Source organism: Petrotoga miotherma DSM 10691, from assembly GCF_002895605.1.
Taxonomy (GTDB): Bacteria; Thermotogota; Thermotogae; order Petrotogales; family Petrotogaceae; genus Petrotoga; species Petrotoga miotherma.
The window spans coordinates 34,806-52,170 of record NZ_AZRM01000056.1 but is presented as its reverse complement, the minus strand read 5'-3'; the positions used below and the strand labels follow the sequence as shown (position 1 = coordinate 52,170).

The window sequence follows — 17,365 nt, the reverse complement described above, 5'->3', positions numbered from 1 at the left end:
GGATAATGACAATTGAATGACCTCCTTACAAGATAATAAAGATATGGTATCAAATAAATTATACAGTGAGGAGGTAAAAGTACAATATTGAAGGTATTAAAAGTTAGTTACAATACGTGTTTTAGAGTTTCTAAAGACAGTATAAAGAATAATAAGGAGCCACTTCATAATGAGCTGTTTCTAAATAACTAGGAGGATTATTTTCTGCCCCATCTATAACACCAGTTTGTAAGGCTGTATATACTTCTTCAAAAGCCATTGGAGTAGGTTTTGCTCCCAATGCCTTCACTACATCCATCATTAGTTCACTTTTTTGAACTCTAAACACCATACCTTCCATGTCATCTGGTGAATATATGGGCTTTTTAGCATAAAAGCTTCTTGCACCGGAGTCCATGTAAGCTAATCCCACTAAACCTACTTGTTGTAATTCTTCAAGAAGGCTCTGACCTATGTCGCCGTTTAAAACCTTCCACATATGGTCTCTATCTCTATATATGTAGGGTAAGGCTAAAACGTTTAGTTTATCATATAGCGAAGTTAAAGGAGAAATAGAAGTTCTGTTTATGTCTATTATACCCATTTGTGTTTGTTCAATAGTTTCTTTTTCAGATCCTAAAGTAGCGCTCGGATAGATTTTTATTTCTATCCTTCCGTCAGTCCACATATTAACTAGTTTTGCCATCACATCTAAACCTTCTACCGTTGGATAACCCCATGCATGATCGTCAGAGGCTCTTAGGATGATTTTGTCACCTTGTTTTTGTAAAGGAAAGATAGTTACCGAAAACACCATCATCAAAGCTAACGTAACAATAAACAACTTTTTCACCACAAACACCTCCTGTAATTTGGTTTTTTCCAATCTCAAAGAATCAGAATGCTTGTTATCATCTTCGACAAATAATGAATCTTTTTTTACCGTTTATAAATCACCTCCCTCGTTTAAACTCGTTATTACCTTCTATAATGCTCCTTCATTCCCTTGTTAAATGGAAGATCGAATATTTCATCCCACAATTTAGGAATATCATCGTAATTTTTGGTTCTTGGGTCTCTTACCAACACTTCTTCTAAGATATTTCTATCTCCTGTTATAAAGGATTCTAACGCCATTTCCATTCTTGTAATTCTAGGAATTATATAGTAATTTTTAATCTTTTCTGGTAAATCTGGTTCTATCTTTTCAGGGAACATTCCATTTTTGTTAACTTTTAGAGGTACTTCTACAACTACATCGTCAGGAATATTTTTTATCGTTCCATTATTCAAAACATTCAGGAATAATCTTGCTTCAACATCATTAGTTAAAGCGTTTATAAAAGGTATCTGTTGTTCGCCACTCATTTTTTCTTTTGGGAACTCTTCAGACCAGGTTTCTGTTATTTTGATGCTCGGATCTTTCGAGACTTGAATTATCATTCTTTTTATTTGACGTAATTCTTCATAAAACTTCGGTCTTTCAACTTCGTTGTCTATCCCTCCGAACTTTCCATACCATTTCTTTTTTGCTTGTAAACTATGATGATGTTTCCAAGTACTGTTTCTAGTTGTGTCTCCTATGGGTAACAATCCATAGAATTTGTACATATCGATAACTGCCGGAGCTAAATGGGTATCCCACGGGTCTTTTGGTTCCCAATTGTTTGATTCTTCTTCTATCCATTTGTCTAAGATTTGGTAACCATCTTCGCCCTTGTATAGAAATCGGTTTAACCATATTCCATGGTTTACACCAGCTACCTGCCAATCAGTTTCTTTTTCTTCTAATCCTAAAGTTTTTAGAACTTCTTGGACACCTACAACCCCATGACAAAAACCTATTACTTTCACGTTGGTCAGTCTTTTAATCAATTGTGTAATTTCAAAAACGGGGTTAGCGGTTTGCATAAGCCATGCATTCGGACATATTTTTTCAATTGATTTGGCTATATCTAAGGATAATTTCAGATGATTGTAGTTTGTGAACGTATAATAATCCGATACCATGTTGAACTCTTGACTATCTATTCCTCTGTAGTAACCATATTTTTCTCCAACATCTCTCATGATTTCGTAACTTACATAACCATCTTCATGACCTGGTGCTCTGTATAATGCCGTGTTTATGACAAAGTCTGCATCTTTTAATGATTCTTCACGGTTGGTAGTTTTCTCAAATTTAAGATTTCCACCTATTTCTTCTGTGTATCTTTTAGCGAGGTTATCTACTGCATTTAATCGCTCTTCGTCGATGTCCATGAAAGAGATTAAACTTCCATTTAATTCCTTTGTTTTTGCTAAATCCCCTACTAACTTCATTGTGTATCTGACACTACCTGCTCCTATAAAAGAAATTTTAACTGGCATGTTTTTTAGCTCCTTTAATTAATTCATTCTAAAATCGAATTTATTCATATCCATTTTAAATCAAAATAAACAAAAAGTCAACCTTGATTTTACTTGATTATGGTCAATGTAATCCAATTAAATCCAAATATCTTTGATTAAGTCGATTTTTCTCATTTTTTCTAAAGATTTGAAAAGTAGAGTATAATTAAAAATAAGAGGTGATCGATATGAGATTTTTAATCTCGTTGGTTGCGGCTTATCTTATCGGTTCGATACCATGGAGTTTCATTTTTGCGAAAATTTTTTCTGGAAAGGATATTAGAAAAGAAGGAACTAAAAATGTCGGCACAACTAACGCTTGGAAAATAGCCGGACCCGTAGCAGGTGTATTATCTTTTACAGGAGATTCAACCAAAGGGGTTTTAGCTATTTTAATCGGTTTTTTGCTTGGTATAGGTAAGAGTTGGTGGCCATTACTTGCTTTAGTAGCAATAATAGGTCATTCTTGGTCTATTTGGCTAAAGGGTAAAGGTGGTGTTGGGGTAGCAGCAGCTGTGGGGTCTTTTGTTGTTTTGTTCCCGTTAGAGTCTGCCGCCTTTGGTATATTAGCTGGAACGTTATGGCTTACTTTTGGTAAGGGGATAATGTTCGTTTTGTCATTTTTGTGGCCCTTTGTTATTTTGATAGGATATTTGAGAGGTACTATGGATTTATTGGGCACTGTTTTGACTATTATTTTGGTATCTTGGCTTTTTGTTAAAGGTTGGGAGAATTTGAAAAGTGCTTTCCAAGAGGTAAAAGAACCTTTAAAAGATAATTTTGTTAGAAGAAAGATCTGGCGTTATATGGGCCTTTTGTTCCCAGCGCTTGCTTACCCACTTTGGGGTCCTGTAGTTTTTAGATATATTGTTGTAATTGCTGGTTTAATTGCTTTTTCTCTCGAATTAATAAGAAAATACTCAAAAAGTATAAATGAGTTTTTGAAGAAAATTTTTAAACCTGTTGGAAAAAGCGAAGAGGCTCATAAAATTTCCGGAACAAGTTATTTTCTTATGGGTTCAGCTATTACGGGATTGTTCCCCGTTCCATACTCTTTGATCTCTATTGTGATGTTAGCACTGGGAGATTCCTGGGCTGTATTGGTCGGAAAAAAGTGGGGTAAACATCAATGGTTGAAAGGGAAGTCGGTGGAAGGAAGTTTAGCGTGTTTTTTCATTTCTTTTGCATCAGGAGCTGTTTACATGAATTTGATCGGTTTACCAATTAGTTATGTGAGCTTGATTGTGGGCGCTCTTTCGGCAACTGTGGTGGAGGGGTTTGGTAATTTATTAAACGATAATTTGACGATAGCTCCAATAGCAGCTTTTTTCATGTGGCTCGTCAACGATTAAAAAGTTATTTTTTTCATAAAACTTTAATTTGAAAGTCAGAAAATTAGTTGTGATAGAATATTAATTATGGTGGTGAATAATTATGAAGATCCTTGTCGTTGAGGATGAAGAAAAACTTGCTAATATAATAAAAAGGGGACTTACGGAAGAAGGATACTGTATCGACGTTGTTTACGATGGAGAAGAAGCAGAAAACTATGCAAAATATTCTTCATACGATTTGATAATTTTAGATATAATGCTACCAAAAAAAGATGGGATAACCGTTTGTCAAAATTTAAGGAAAGAAAATATCAATACTCCAATATTGATGCTAACTGCAAAAGATAGTGTGGGAGACAGAGTTAAGGGTTTAGATTCCGGAGCAGACGATTATTTGGTAAAACCTTTTGATTTCGATGAATTATTTGCAAGGGTTAGATCTTTGCTAAGAAGAGAAAGTTTTACCCGCAACCCAATTCTTAAAGTAGGAGATTTAACTTTAAACACCTTAACAAGAGAGGTTTGGATGGGGGAGAAAAAATTGAAATTAACCCCGAAGGAATACAATATCTTGGAGTATTTTATGAGAAACCCAAAAATAGTAGTTACCAGAACTATTCTTGAGGAGAAAATGTGGGATATCGACTTTGAAGGGAATTCAAATGTTATAGATGTATATATAAGAAGATTGAGAAAGAAAATTGGAGATAAAGAAGGTAAAATTTTAGAAACTGTTAGAGGAGCTGGTTATAGGTTAACGGTATCTTAAGTTTTTTTAAGAGCATAAAATTCAAACTGACCGTTTGGTACTTACTAATAATGGCCATTTTGCTTTTAGTATTTGGGCTAAGCTCTTATTATGCTTTAAGCTACAGCCTATATGATAATATTGATAATTTTTTGTTGACAAGAATGGGTGATTTTAAAGGAGTATTAGAAAAAACAGAAAATGTTGAAGATATTGAAAATATAAAAGCGTTGCCAAACGAAATGATTTACATTTATAGTGATGATGCTAGTTTATTAAGGTTTTATGGCTATCTTATAAAAATACCAGACATTCAGGGGAAGGTACAAAAAGCCAATGCAGGCGAAACATTTTTCTTCAATTTAACCACCGACTTCAATTGGAACACTAGATTTTATGTTTCAACTGCAAAGCTAAAAGAAAATTCGAATGTTGTCATAATCATTGGAAGATTTACTAATGAGATAGAGAATGTTTTGGCTCGTTTGAAAATGATTTTGATATCAACTGGTGTTTTGGTAATGATCCTGGCTGGGATAGGGGGATTTTTTTATGCCGATAGTTCTCTTAAACCTGTTGAAAAAATTATAGATACGGCAAAAAATATCGAAGAAAATAATTTAAATGAAAGGATAAAAGTAAAAACGCAAGATGAGTTAGGAAGGCTAGCTTCCACGTTGAATCAAATGATTTCGAGACTTGAAAAAGCTTTTGAGCAACAGAAGCAATTCACCGCAGATGTTTCTCACGATTTAAGAACCCCACTTTCGATAATACAAGCGGAAAGTAGTTTATCTTTGAAAAAAGACAGGTCGATAGAGGAGTATAAAAAATCTTTAGAGTTGATCTTAGAAGAAACTTCTTATATGTCAGAAATTATAGATAAATTGCTATTTTTAGCCAGGAGTGATAACAAAACTCAATTTTACAATTTTACCAAAACTAATTTGAAATCTTTGTTGGGAGAAGTAATAAAAAAAGTTAGTCCTTTGTACCACAACAAAGGTTTAGCATTAGAAGTTGCAAAGTTGGAAGAGCTATATATCAGGGCAGATAAAGATAAATTAAAAGAAGCTATTATAAATATTTTAGATAATTCTTTAAAGTATACGGATGAAGGAAAAGTTACTATTTCTTCTGTTAAAAGAGGTAATTTTGCTAAAATATCTATAGAAGACACTGGTAGAGGTATTCCTAAAGAAGATTTAAATAGAATATTCGATCGTTTCTATAGGGGAGATAAAGCAAGGACAAGCAGTGAAAAAAGTACTGGATTAGGACTGGCAATTGTTAAAGAGATCGTTAATGCTCATGATGGAAGAATAGAGGTGAAGAGTGAAGTTGGAAAAGGAACTGTGTTTTCATTGTTCTTGCCTATTGAAAAATAAGGGCCAAAAGGCCCTTATTAACTCCTTGCAAGATAAGTTGTGTGCAACAATTCATGAGATTTCTCGCTTAATGGTTCTTCTAGAAATTCTTTGTATAAAGTTTTGATAGCGGGGTTTTCATGAGATTTTCTTATTGGCAGGGATCTGTCAACTTCGTATATCGCTTGCATCCTTTTTAGAAGTATTTCATTGTTTGTTGGGATAGGTTGTCCACCTCCACCAATACACCCACCTGGACATGCCATGAATTCCACAAATTGCAATTCTTTTTCACCGTTTTTGATCATTTCTAAAACCTTTCGGGCATTCCCTAAACCATTCACGATAGCTACTTTTAAATTTATTCCATCAATTTCTACGGTAGCTTCCTTTATTCCTTCAATGCCTCTAACGGCTTCAAAGTCCAATTTTTCTAATTCCTTACCGGTTATTACTTCGTAAGCAGTTCTCAAAGCGGCTTCCATAACACCACCCGTTGCCCCAAAAATTGCACCGGCACCAGAAGAGATACCTAAAGGTTCATCATACTCCTCCTGTGGAACGTTCAGCAAATCTATACCAGCAAGTTTAAACATTTTTGCCAATTCACGGGTAGTTAATACATAATCGACATCACCCTTCATCTCTGGTCTAACCCGTTCAAATTTCTTGGCGGTACATGGCATGACAGAAACGACAACCATATCTTCTTTTGAAATTCCTAATTTGTTTGCATAATATGTCTTAGCAATAGCTCCAAACATCTGTTGAGGAGATTTACACGATGAAAGGTTATCAATAAACTCGGGATAATTATGTTCTAAGAATTTAACCCATCCTGGACTACAAGATGTGAATAAAGGAAGCTTTCCATTATTTTTGAATCTTTCAATGAATTCATTTGCTTCTTCCATTATCGTTAAGTCAGCAGCAAAGTTAGTATCGAAGACTTTATCAAATCCTAACAATCTTAAGCCCGCAACCATTTGTTTTGTTGCGATTTTTCCTGGTTCCGCTCCGAATTCTTCAGCTATTGCAACTCTAACGGCAGGAGCCGTTTGCACGATTACATATTTACTTTCGTCAGAGAGAGCAGCCCATACTTGATCCATTTGGTAGACCTCGTGTAATGCTCCTGTGGGGCATTCTAAAATACATTGCCCACAATTTGTACAATCTACGTTCCCCATACCTTTGTCCATGAAAGTTGTCACGTATGTATCTGGCCCTCTATTTGCAATCGTTAATATGTTAACCGACTGGACTTCTGAGCATTTTCTGACGCACCGGTTACAAACGATACATTTTTGTGGTTCTCTCACAATTGAATAACTGCTTCTATCTTCTGGTAGACCAATAGATATTGGAGGGACCCTTATTTCAGTTACACCTATTTCTTCGGCAACCTCTTTTATCTCACAACTGCCGGATTTTGAACATGTAAGACAATTTAAATTGCAATTTATTCCATGAGAAGCTATTATCAATTCCATGATAGTTTTTCTTGTCTTTCTTACTCTTTGAGAATGAGTAAAAATTTCCATACCATCGGTTATTTTTGTTACACAAGCTGGTTTTAAGGTTCTTTCCCCCTTTATTTCAACTGAGCAAAGTCTACAACTTCCAAAAGGTTCAAGTTTTTCAGAGTAACAAAGTGTAGGTATTTTTATGTGAGCTTTCTTTGTGGCGTCTAAAATACTAATTTCCTGATCGAATTCATATTCTCTGTTATTTATCTTTACTTTCATACTTCCACCTTCTTTGTGTAAAATTTCTCAAATATGGAGAGAATAAGGTTCAAAGAAGATTCTCCAAATCCACAACGTGCTGCAGAGCTTACCGCGTACTGTATATCAGAGATTATTTCTATTTCGTGTGAAGTTGGATATCCTCTTTTATATATATCCGATACGATTTTGTTTATGTTCTTATTTCCTTCTCTACATGGGAAACACGTTCCACATGTTTCGTCTCGGAAAAAGTCGGAGACATTTTTAACGATTTCTAAATGATTTCTTTGTGAAGAAACTACTATCATTCCGCCAGATCCGATGTTACTCCCCATTTTTTGAAGATTTTCATAGGTGTAAGGTACATCTAATTCCTCTTCAGTTAATGCTTCGGTGGAAATTCCACCTGGTATAACAAAGCCGATTTTTTCCCCTTTAACCCCTCCTGCCAATTCTTGTACAATATCTTTAACTGTTAACTTTCCAAATTCTACTTCGTAAACGCCTGGTTTGTTGACATCACCACTGATAGAGACTAATTTTGTTCCTCTGCTTTTTTCTGTTCCCATTTGTGAATAAGGGTTGTTATCGTAACTCATTATTTCTGCTGCCGCAGCTAATGTTTCAACGTTATTGACAACTGTTGGTTTACCATACAATCCCTCAAAAACTGGTAAAGGAGGTTTTATACGAGATTTTCCTCTGTCTCCTTCAATGGAATTGATTAAAGATGTCTCATCTCCACAAACGTAGGCGCCTGCACCTCTCACTAACTTCAAATCAAACAAGAAATCCGAGTTTAGAATATTTTCTCCCAATATATTTTTTTCATAAAGTTTTTCGATCGCTTTCTTAACGATTTTTATTGCCTCTACATATTCACCTCTAATGTAGATGTAACCATATTTAGATCCAGTGGCATAACCGCTGATTATTATGCCTTCCAAAACTTTAAAAGGTAGATTTTCCATCAAAAATCTGTCTTTGAAAGTTCCGGGTTCTCCTTCATCCGCATTACATATGATAAATTTGGTGTCATTTTCAATTGAAAACACCGTTTCCCATTTTATACCTGTAGGGAATCCGGCTCCGCCTCTTCCTCTTAAACCACTTTCTTTTATTTTGTTGATAACTTGTTGGGGCTGCATCTTCAAAGCATTTTTTAAGCCGAGAAAGTCGTATTCTTCCAAATTTTTGCCTAAGTCTTTTTTTAGAAAGATTCTTTCCATTATTTCCCCCTCCTATTCCAGTGAATCGAGTATTTGAATCGCCTTGGTAACAGTTAGATGAGTGTAATAAGTATCGTTAACCATCATAACAGGGCCTTCATCACAATGCCCCAAACATTCAACTACCTCTAGGGTGAATTTTTTGTCTTTTGTGGTTTCATTTTCTTCAACTTTGAGATAATCTTTCAAGGCTTTAACTAAGGTTGTGGACTCGTTTAATCTACATGAGACACTGTCACATACACGTACGATGTATTTCCCCGTTGGTTCAAGATGGAACATAGAATAAAAACTGATCACCCCGTACAACTGAGCTTTTGGGATGTCTCTTTTTTGCGAGATTCTCAAGATATCCTCTTCGGAGATGAATCCATACGTTTCTTGAATATCGTGAAGTTCTTCCAAGAGTTCTTTTTCATAATACTTTTCCATTCCATCGCCTCCTTCTAATTTTGAAATACAAAAACTTTGATGCATTTATTAGCAAAATCTAGATTGTTAATATTTTCACTAAATTTGAGCAATTTTTAACATATTTATGTGAAAAAAAGCGCTAAAATAATACTATATACGTTGTTAAAAAGCTTTTTAGCGCCCCTTTCGCCCTAAGTTATTTTTTGGTTCTTGATTTGGAAATCAAATATGCCCCAATTCCGATCAATAATATACTTATCACGATTTTGATAAAATTTCTAAAGAAGAATGTCGAAGGAGTTATTATACTTACCAAAATAATTAGCCCAATTACGATAAATAGTAATGCAAACAAACCTATAACGACTTTTCTGTCTTCGTCTTCTAGATTATGTGAAATATGGCGAGGCTCGTTTTCGGATGTTTCTTCAAAATTATCAGAATAATGATTTTCTTGAGGTTCGGGAGGGATTATAAAAATTGCGATTATATACAAAATAACCCCGAATCCCCAAACTAGGCTTAATACAATCCATAGCAGTCGTATGATGACAGGGTCTATTTGAAAATACTCACCTACGCCTCCACAAACACCAGCCAAAATTTTGTTTTCTCTGGAACGATAAAGTTTTCTCAATTCTTTCCCCTCCAGCTATGAGTTATTATACTATACTAGTTTTGTTTTTCAAAAGCCAATTAATAGCTTTGGTACCAAATCTGAGTTGAAGAGAGTCAATTACACCCAAATAATTAAAATTATTAATAAAATGCTCAAGAGTTATTAAATTTTTTTGCATATCGGATAAGGTGATCTTTTGGCATTCAAAAGCTTTTAATAATTCTCCCATATCAAGTATTTTATATTGTAAGTCGTTAAAAATTAGAAGATCTAATTCTTGATCTTGAAATTCAATATTGTCACTGCTGAGATTGTATTTACCAAAATCTATATAAACGAGATATTTAGACATTTCACCTTTCTCATCATGATAATAAGTTAGCATCACGTTGTCACTTGGGCATAGTATGCGTTTAATGAAATCAACTGAGTTATGAGAAGATAAAATCTTCCATTTTCTTTTTATTCCGTACAGATTATTTTCAAATATCTTTATTTCATCTACTTGAATTTTCTCGTCAACGGCATGAGTTTTTATTTCTTCAATTTTGTTATTTAAATCAAATTTATAGTATTTTATAACTACCACCTCGAATGTGTGGAAGAAAGGCTTAGCTTAATTCATGAATTAATAAGCCACTTCTCAATTTTGGTTCAAACCAAGTGGATTTAGGCGGCATTATCTTGTTCATCTCTGCAACTTTTAAGAGTTGGTCTATTTGGGTGGGATACATAGAAAATCCAACTTTCCAATCTTTTTTGTCTACCCACTTTTCGATTTCTTTTACGCCTCTAATACCACCCAGAAAATATATGCTTGGATCGGTTCTTGGATCTTTTATGGAAAGTATGGGATCTAATAAGTATTTTTGCAATATTTGTACATCGAGGTTTTCAACAGGATCTTCACTTTCTTCACCTTTAAATGTGAGTTTGTACCATTTTTTTTGAAGATACATACCAAAAGAGTGAGGGGAATCAGGAGAATAAGGTGAAAAGGGAGCTTCTTCTACTTCAAAATAGGAACTGATCTTTTTCAAAAATTCTTCTTCGTTTAAACCGTTTAGATCTTTAACTATTCTATTGTACGGGAGTACCCTGAGTTCGTTGTGGGGGAAAATAGCGGCCATAAAATAATTGTAGGGTTTATCCAAAGAGTAATTTGTGCCTTTTTCTTTCATTATTTTTTGAACTCTGGAAGCGGCAGCAGCTCTATGGTGCCCATCTACAATGTAAAAATATTCGATACTATTGAAAGCTTTTTCGATTTGTTCCCTTTCGTCTTCTTCTTGGATTTTGATGAGTTCATGTTTCACATTGTTTTCATCGCAAAAGGAATAAAGAATTTCCTTGTTTTTTATAAGTTTGTCAATGATTGCTTTTAAATCTTCTTGGGCTTTGTAGGTTAAGAAAACAGGTCCAGTTTGTGCATTTAGATTTAATATGTGATTTGTCCTATCGTTTTCTTTGTCTCTTCTTGTTAATTCATGTTTTTTTATAATACCTCTGTCGTACTCATCCACACTCACAACAGCAAAAAAACCTGTTTGAGAAACCTCTTGCCAAGTTTCACGATAAATATAAAAAGATGGTTCAGCATCTTTGATTAATACGCCGTTTTTGATAAAGGATTCAAGATTTTCTTTGGCCTTTTTGTAAATAGCTTCCTTAGAATCTTCTTCAACCTCTACTTCGGACCTTGTTACCCTCAAAAAAGAATTGGGGTTTCTAGAAATTATTTCCCTAATTTCATCCTCCTCAAGTACGTCGTAGGGTGGGCAAGAAAAACACTGTTCTATCCCTTTATAAGGTCTTAAAGCTTGAAAGGGCTTTACTGTAGCCAACTCTATCTCCTCCTGTCTTTAATTAATTGATGAAAATATTGATCTTGAACTTCAAACATCTTTTTGGCATCTTCTTCAGAGTTTTCATGATCGTAGCCAACGATATGTAGTAAGCCATGAATAAGTATATAATAGAATTCTTCTTCAAAGGAATTGCCAAAATCAGGCGCTTGTTTTTCTATACTTTCAACAGAAATGACAATATCTCCAATAACAGGTTCATTTAAACCATAAGAAAAGGATAAAACATCCGTGGGTGTACTTTTTCCTCTATATTTATTGAATTCGCTTATACTCTTATCGTCGGTGATTAATATGTTTAATTCAAAATTTCCTTGGCCAATTTCGTTTAGAAGAAGCTTTTTGGCGATATCTTTGATTTTTTTAGTGTCTATCTCTCTTAAATCTTGTTGGTTTATAACATTTATTTTCAAAGACGTTCTTCCTCTACTCTCTAAGTTCTTTTGCCTCAACTTTGGGATAAGATACCCTTTTATGGTTCATTTCCATTATGGTTCTAATAATACGGCCTTTTATCTTTCTGATTTCTCTAAGTGTTAATCCACAATCATCTAACTGTCCTTCAAAAAAAAGAGAATTTATCAAATTATCAAGTTTTTCATTAAGATCCACAGCGTTTAACTCTTGCATACTTCTTACCATGGCTTCGGTTACATCACATATCATTAGTATGGCAGCTTCCTTAAATTGAGGAATGGGTCCGGGATATCTGAACATGTTGGTATCTTTTATCCCTGTTTGATTATAATATTCGCTGTAAAAGAATTGCTTAACCCTTGTACCATGATGCTGTGCTATCATATCCTCTATTAGTATGGGTAAACGGTGTTTTTTTGCCAATTCGATACCATAGGTAACATGGTTGTTTAATATCAAAGAGCTTAATTTAGCACTTATATCGGAATGAGGGTTTTTATTCTTTTGGTTTTCTGAGAAAAACTGAGGCCTCCATACCTTCCCTATATCGTGGAAGTACGAACCTACTCTAGCTAACACCGTATTTCCATTGATAATTTCAGCGGAACTTTCCGCTAAGTTAGATATGATCATGCTGTGATAGTACGTTCCCGGTGCTTTCAAAGAAAGATTTTTTAGCAAAGGATTGCTTAAATTACCCAGTTCCAATAAACCGATCTCTGAATAAACTCTAGTTAAGTATTCAAAAAAGGGTAAGATACCCATAGTTACCAACATGCTTAAAAAATTACTTTCGATTATTATGAGATAGTCCAAAGGAGTATAGTATAAGTTAATAACATAAGCAACGATAATTTGTGTTAAACTAGCCCAAAAAAATGGAAGTATTATCTCTACTCTCCTTTTAATCTTTCTTGATGATAGTGCCACAACTGCTGCCGGTAAAAATAAAAAAATCATGAACTTCAAGTCAAATCCGAATAAAATACCAAAGTAAGCGGAAAATATGAGGCCGGAAATTAAACCGGTAGAGTAATCTATTAGTAAGGTTATTATCAAAGTACTCAATATGGTCGATATTGCAAATATATTCACATATTTATAAACAAAAAGATTCAGTATTATATTGAAAAAGAGCGGCGTTAAAAAGGCCGCCCAGTAATTTTTAGGATGAAGTTCAAACATTTTGTTCCTAGGTAACAGAAATTCTCCGATAAATATCCAAAATACAAGAAAGACTAAGTTAAAACTAAGCTGAAAATTCAACGAAATTCTTTTGAAAGTGAGCCATTCTGTAAATAAAGCTAAAAATATAAAAAGAATCACCCTAATTATAAAACTTTTATTTTTAGAAAAAAATAGTTTCACTTTTTGAAACGGACTTTTACTGGTTATCTTATTACTTTCTGTATTTTTGTTCTTCATACAGCGGAAAACACTTCCTTATTCAGCGTTTTCATAATCTTCGTAGGCTTTTATAATTTCTTTTACTAAAGGATTCCTTACCACATCGTTATTTGATAGTTCAATGAATTTTATCCCAGAAATGCTTCCATTCAACACCTTTCTAACCGATAGTAACCCTGAATCTTTCTTTTTTTCTAAGTCTATTTGGGTTACGTCACCGGTAATGACCGCCTTAGTGTTAAATCCTATCCTTGTTAAAAACATTTTCATTTGTTGATAAGTTGTATTCTGAGCTTCATCTAGAATAATATAAGAATTGTTTAACGTTCTACCTCTCATGTAAGCTAACGGTAGTATTTCTATAATACCTTTTTCTCTGTATGAAATCAGTTTGTCTGTATCCATAAAATCAAGTAGGGCATCATATAACGGCCTTAAATAGGGATCGACTTTTTCATAAAAGTTACCAGGTAAAAAACCTAGTTTTTCTCCTGCTTCAACAGCTGGTCTTGTTAAAATTATCCTTTGAACTTTACCAGATCTTAAATAATCTACCGCCATAGCAACCGCTAGATATGTTTTGCCCGTTCCGGCTGGTCCTATACTAAAAACAATATCATTATTTTTTAAGTAGTCGATGTAATTTGCTTGACCTTCAGTTTTTGCGAATATTTGAGTACCCAAAATGCGAGTATTGATAACTTCTTTCATTGATTTTTTCTTTTCTTCAGTCTTAGAGCCATTCCCGTTGGTTTTATACCTAGAAACCACGTATTGGAATTCATCCCAATCGAGTAAATGACCCTCGTCTAAAATTTCTAAAAGTTCTGTGAATATCTTTGATGTTTTATTAACCGAGTCATCATCCTTTCCTTCGATGAAAATTTTTCTGTTTTTGTAATGTATATCTACGTTCATCTCTTTCTTGATGTACTTTGTTCGGCTATCATATGCCCCAAAAATTTCAATCGGTTCCACATTCTCAGGTATAGAGATAGAATATCTCAGAATAGATTATCCCTCCTCTTGGATTTTTTTACAAATTAAGGTATACTTTTATCACTTACATTATACCACAATTTAAGAAAAATAGGAATAATCGTGAAAATAACTGTTTAAAGGGGTTAAAAGCATGTGGTATCCGGGGCACATAGAAAAAACCAAATCCTTGATAAAAAAGCATTTAAAACTTGTCAACGCGGTAGTAGAAATTCTGGATGCAAGGGCTCCATACGCTAGCAGGGCATATGAAGAGCAACAACTTTTTAGAAACAAAAAAAGAATAATTATTCTGAATAAAAAAGATCTATGTGACATGAAAAAAACTAAGTTATGGGAAAAGTATTATAAAGAGAAAGGTGAGGATGCTTTTTCACTTAGCCTAAATGAATCCAATGTGAAAGACTTTTTTTTAAACCATATTTATCCCATCGTTCCTAAAAAGTTTAATGAAAAGTCGCTTATGATAGTTGGTATACCAAATGTTGGTAAATCTACCTTTATAAACCGTCTAAAAGGGAAAAAATCTGCTGCAGTTGGAAACAAGCCCGGAATAACAAGAGGTTTGCAATGGCTAACTGTATCAAAGGACTTAAAAATTCTTGATACACCAGGTGTGTTATATCCAAAACTTTTTAGCAAGAATCTTGTGAATAAATTAATTCTTATTGGCTCTCTAAAAGCAGAAGATTCAGAATTGGATGAGGCTCTCTTCTATCTTTTTGACTTTTTAAAGCAAGAGTATCCTAATATTTTGAATACAGTTTTAGAAGAATGGGACAACTGTGAAAATGCAGTTGAGTTCATAGAAAAATTTTCTATGAAAAGAAATTTTCTAAAAAAGGGGGGAGTTCCAGATTACGAAAGGGGAAGAAATATCTTTCTAAAAGAAGTGTCAGAAGGGAAATATGGGAGCATAACCTATGAAATACCTTCTGATATTGATTGAAAAAACCGGTGCAAACACCGGCTTTTTAGAATTTTTCTATAATTTTGACATAATCTCCGTTGCTGAGTAAAGCTGCATTGGCTTCGTCGATATCAACGTGGAACTCTAATGCAAATTTTTCACTAACTCTAATCAAAACATCTTGAAAAATAAGTCTTCTTCCTTCTTTGTCACAATATACTGAAACTAAGTCTTTATCTTTAACGCCATAATGTTCAGCATCCCTTGGCAGCATATGTATGTGCCTTTTGGCAATGATTACACCCTTCTTTAACTGTATTTCACCAACAGGTCCTTTTATTGTAATACCAGGGGTTCCCTCTATATCTCCTGAGTCTCTAACAGGAGGGGTTACTCCCAATTTAAAAGAATCGGTTCTAGAAATTTCCACTTGTGACTCTTTTCTTACAGGGCCTAATATTCTCACTTTTTGGAAAGTTCCCTTTGGCCCTATTAATTCTACACATTCTTCAGATGCATATTGTCCCGGCTGTCCTAATGGTCTTAAGGGAGTTAATTCATAACCTTCACCAAACAACTTTTCCAAATCTTTTTGTGATAAATGTACATGCCTATTTGATACCCCAACAACTACTCCTGGCTCTTTCAATTGCAACTTTTTACACCTCCATAAATGATGAAATCCTACTCTCTTTAGAAGCTCGAAAACTCTATAGGCAGCGACCTTCTCCCCACAGCCAGCCCACAATTGGCCCTTATGAAATCTTCCTATTTCATCGATTTTCTTACTACATATCTTAGCCCTTTAGGTTTTGATATTTCAGCTACTAAAGGACCTCTTTTTATAGAAAGCCATCCCGCTCCGGGAAGGGCTAAATCATTTCCCTTATCAATCTTTACAATTCCTCTTTCAAACTCTATTTGATCAAAATCAAAATTATCATCGTAAGGAGGGAAGAGGACCTCTCTATTGTGAAGTAAATCATTGACTCTTTCTTCTTTTGCTCTATGAGCAGATATCTCTTCTGGAAGAAAAACAGTTATTATAGGGGGTAAATTGTTAACACCATTCTTTAAAACTTTCAACCAGAACAATCCACTGATAAAAAGAACATTTTTTTCATTCACAGTGAAAGTTTTAATCTTAATTTTTTTAGAAGGAATCATCTTAACTTGAGTATAAATATCAAAAAAATCACACAACCTGTCTTGCGTGAAAATGCCGGGAGTATCGAATAATTGAATATCTGTGTTAGGTACTTTTGCTTTTAATACCTTCAAAGTAGTTCCAGAATATGCACTTACGGTTATTTCTCCTTTAACAACACTGTTTAAAAAAGAAGATTTACCTACATTGGTTACACCTACTACCAAAGCCTTTTCTTTCTCTGTTTGCAAAAGCAATCGTTTTGTTTTTTCTATTCCCATACCTGTTTTAACGCTGACCATTCTCACATGATCACCCGGAATATTTATACCCATCTCTTTGATTCTCAAGAGCAACCAATCTTTTAATTTTTCGTAGGGTGTACTTTTCGGTAAAAGATCGATTTTATTAACGATTAAAAAAATATTCTTCCCTTTTATTTTTTCAGCAATCTCTTTTATAAAAGTGCCTTCGAAATCTATTACATCTACCACCCACAAAACCGTTTCGAAATCTCTTAAAATTTTGTCAATCTCACGGGAAAAATCGGAATTTATTGTTATAGGTAATAAATAATTATAATGCTTTAATTTAAAGCATCTTTGGCAAACTACAGATTCGTTATTTTCTATTTTTTCTTTTAGAACATTCTCAGGTATATACCCTGGTTTTTTAGGGTCTTCTGTTTGTATCTCTACACCGCAGCCTTCACATTTCATAATAATTATTTACTCCATTAAAAAATTTTTGAAAGGAACAAAATCCGCACTTATTTTCCCATAAAATAGTTTCTACCATTTGAACCTATG

The 17,365-nt window shown here is 34.1% G+C and carries 17 protein-coding genes; 4 read left to right on the top strand and 13 right to left on the bottom strand.

Annotated elements, in window-relative coordinates; all coding sequences use genetic code 11:
• Positions 1–130 precede the first annotated feature (130 nt).
• Both X928_RS09065 and aglA read right to left on the bottom strand, forming a co-directional pair.
• A complete protein-coding gene (locus X928_RS09065) occupies positions 131–832 on the bottom strand; it encodes a DctP family TRAP transporter solute-binding subunit (RefSeq protein ID WP_211286515.1) in 702 nt (233 codons plus the stop codon).
• 125 nt (positions 833–957) lie between these two features.
• Positions 958–2,349, bottom strand: a complete 1,392-nt coding sequence (aglA, locus tag X928_RS09060; RefSeq protein WP_103079442.1) for an alpha-glucosidase AglA — start codon at positions 2,347–2,349, stop codon at positions 958–960.
• A gap of 209 nt (positions 2,350–2,558) precedes the next feature.
• On the opposite strand from aglA, the gene X928_RS09055 reads away from it, so the two are divergent.
• From X928_RS09055 to X928_RS09045, 3 genes are all read left to right on the top strand, one after another.
• Positions 2,559–3,722, top strand: coding sequence for a glycerol-3-phosphate acyltransferase (locus X928_RS09055; protein WP_103079441.1), 1,164 nt, complete (start codon positions 2,559–2,561; stop codon positions 3,720–3,722).
• Between the two features lie 82 nt (positions 3,723–3,804).
• Positions 3,805–4,473 (top strand): response regulator transcription factor, encoded by a 669-nt coding sequence (locus X928_RS09050; RefSeq protein ID WP_103079440.1) that lies wholly within the window; start codon positions 3,805–3,807, stop codon positions 4,471–4,473.
• A 50-nt stretch (positions 4,474–4,523) separates the two neighbouring features.
• Entirely contained in the window at positions 4,524–5,840 is a 1,317-nt protein-coding gene (locus tag X928_RS09045; RefSeq protein WP_103079439.1) for a sensor histidine kinase, read from the top strand.
• 17 nt (positions 5,841–5,857) lie between these two features.
• On the opposite strand, the gene X928_RS09040 is transcribed toward X928_RS09045, so the two are convergent.
• The 9 genes from X928_RS09040 to X928_RS09000 form a co-directional block, all read right to left on the bottom strand.
• Entirely contained in the window at positions 5,858–7,567 is a 1,710-nt protein-coding gene (locus X928_RS09040) for an NADH-dependent [FeFe] hydrogenase, group A6 (protein ID WP_103079438.1), read from the bottom strand.
• On the bottom strand, positions 7,564–8,778 hold the full coding sequence (locus X928_RS09035) for a complex I 51 kDa subunit family protein (RefSeq protein ID WP_103079437.1): 1,215 nt from the start codon (positions 8,776–8,778) through the stop codon (positions 7,564–7,566). Before X928_RS09035 ends, X928_RS09040 begins: the two co-directional genes overlap by 4 nt.
• A gap of 12 nt (positions 8,779–8,790) precedes the next feature.
• Entirely contained in the window at positions 8,791–9,210 is a 420-nt protein-coding gene (locus X928_RS09030) for an NADH-quinone oxidoreductase subunit NuoE family protein (protein WP_245855480.1), read from the bottom strand.
• Between the two features lie 178 nt (positions 9,211–9,388).
• The gene (locus tag X928_RS09025) at positions 9,389–9,829 is read right to left on the bottom strand and encodes a PspC domain-containing protein (protein WP_199677267.1); all 441 of its coding nucleotides are present in this window, start codon (positions 9,827–9,829) and stop codon (positions 9,389–9,391) included.
• Between the two features lie 25 nt (positions 9,830–9,854).
• Positions 9,855–10,400 (bottom strand): DUF402 domain-containing protein, encoded by a 546-nt coding sequence (locus tag X928_RS09020; protein ID WP_103079435.1) that lies wholly within the window; start codon positions 10,398–10,400, stop codon positions 9,855–9,857.
• Between the two features lie 22 nt (positions 10,401–10,422).
• Complete coding sequence (locus X928_RS09015; RefSeq protein WP_103079434.1) at positions 10,423–11,655, bottom strand: DUF1015 domain-containing protein; 1,233 nt, start codon at positions 11,653–11,655, stop codon at positions 10,423–10,425.
• A gap of 2 nt (positions 11,656–11,657) precedes the next feature.
• Positions 11,658–12,089, bottom strand: a complete 432-nt coding sequence (ybeY, locus tag X928_RS09010) for an rRNA maturation RNase YbeY (RefSeq protein WP_103079433.1) — start codon at positions 12,087–12,089, stop codon at positions 11,658–11,660.
• A 13-nt stretch (positions 12,090–12,102) separates the two neighbouring features.
• Entirely contained in the window at positions 12,103–13,518 is a 1,416-nt protein-coding gene (locus X928_RS09005) for an HDIG domain-containing metalloprotein (RefSeq protein ID WP_103079432.1), read from the bottom strand.
• 18 nt (positions 13,519–13,536) lie between these two features.
• On the bottom strand, positions 13,537–14,418 hold the full coding sequence (locus X928_RS09000; RefSeq protein WP_103079431.1) for a PhoH family protein: 882 nt from the start codon (positions 14,416–14,418) through the stop codon (positions 13,537–13,539).
• Between the two features lie 214 nt (positions 14,419–14,632).
• Here X928_RS09000 and ylqF point away from each other — a divergent pair, with 214 nt between their 5' ends.
• Positions 14,633–15,448: a ribosome biogenesis GTPase YlqF gene (gene ylqF, locus X928_RS08995; RefSeq protein WP_103079430.1), complete on the top strand. Its 816-nt coding sequence runs from the start codon at positions 14,633–14,635 to the stop codon at positions 15,446–15,448.
• 25 nt (positions 15,449–15,473) lie between these two features.
• On the opposite strand, the gene pduL is transcribed toward ylqF, so the two are convergent.
• Positions 15,474–16,064 carry a phosphate propanoyltransferase gene (gene pduL / locus X928_RS08990; protein ID WP_103079429.1) on the bottom strand — a complete coding sequence of 197 codons (591 nt, stop codon included), beginning with the start codon at positions 16,062–16,064 and terminating at the stop codon, positions 15,474–15,476.
• Between the two features lie 113 nt (positions 16,065–16,177).
• On the bottom strand, positions 16,178–17,275 hold the full coding sequence (yqeH, locus tag X928_RS08985; protein ID WP_103079428.1) for a ribosome biogenesis GTPase YqeH: 1,098 nt from the start codon (positions 17,273–17,275) through the stop codon (positions 16,178–16,180).
• Positions 17,276–17,365: the final 90 nt, after the last annotated feature.

Bases quoted from the DNA above. Each gene is read 5' to 3' on its own strand.
- aglA (WP_103079442.1), bottom strand. From the start codon at position 2,349: ATGCCAGTTAAAATTTCTTTTATAGGAGCAGGTAGTGTCAGATACACA.
- X928_RS09055 (WP_103079441.1), top strand. From the start codon at position 2,559: ATGAGATTTTTAATCTCGTTGGTTGCGGCTTATCTTATCGGTTCGATA.
- X928_RS09050 (WP_103079440.1), top strand. From the start codon at position 3,805: ATGAAGATCCTTGTCGTTGAGGATGAAGAAAAACTTGCTAATATAATA.
- X928_RS09045 (WP_103079439.1), top strand. From the start codon at position 4,524: ATGGCCATTTTGCTTTTAGTATTTGGGCTAAGCTCTTATTATGCTTTA.
- X928_RS09040 (WP_103079438.1), bottom strand. From the start codon at position 7,567: ATGAAAGTAAAGATAAATAACAGAGAATATGAATTCGATCAGGAAATT.
- X928_RS09035 (WP_103079437.1), bottom strand. From the start codon at position 8,778: ATGGAAAGAATCTTTCTAAAAAAAGACTTAGGCAAAAATTTGGAAGAA.
- X928_RS09030 (WP_245855480.1), bottom strand. From the start codon at position 9,210: ATGGAAAAGTATTATGAAAAAGAACTCTTGGAAGAACTTCACGATATT.
- X928_RS09005 (WP_103079432.1), bottom strand. From the start codon at position 13,518: ATGAAGAACAAAAATACAGAAAGTAATAAGATAACCAGTAAAAGTCCG.
- X928_RS09000 (WP_103079431.1), bottom strand. From the start codon at position 14,418: ATGAACGTAGATATACATTACAAAAACAGAAAAATTTTCATCGAAGGA.
- ylqF (WP_103079430.1), top strand. From the start codon at position 14,633: ATGTGGTATCCGGGGCACATAGAAAAAACCAAATCCTTGATAAAAAAG.
- yqeH (WP_103079428.1), bottom strand. From the start codon at position 17,275: ATGAAATGTGAAGGCTGCGGTGTAGAGATACAAACAGAAGACCCTAAA.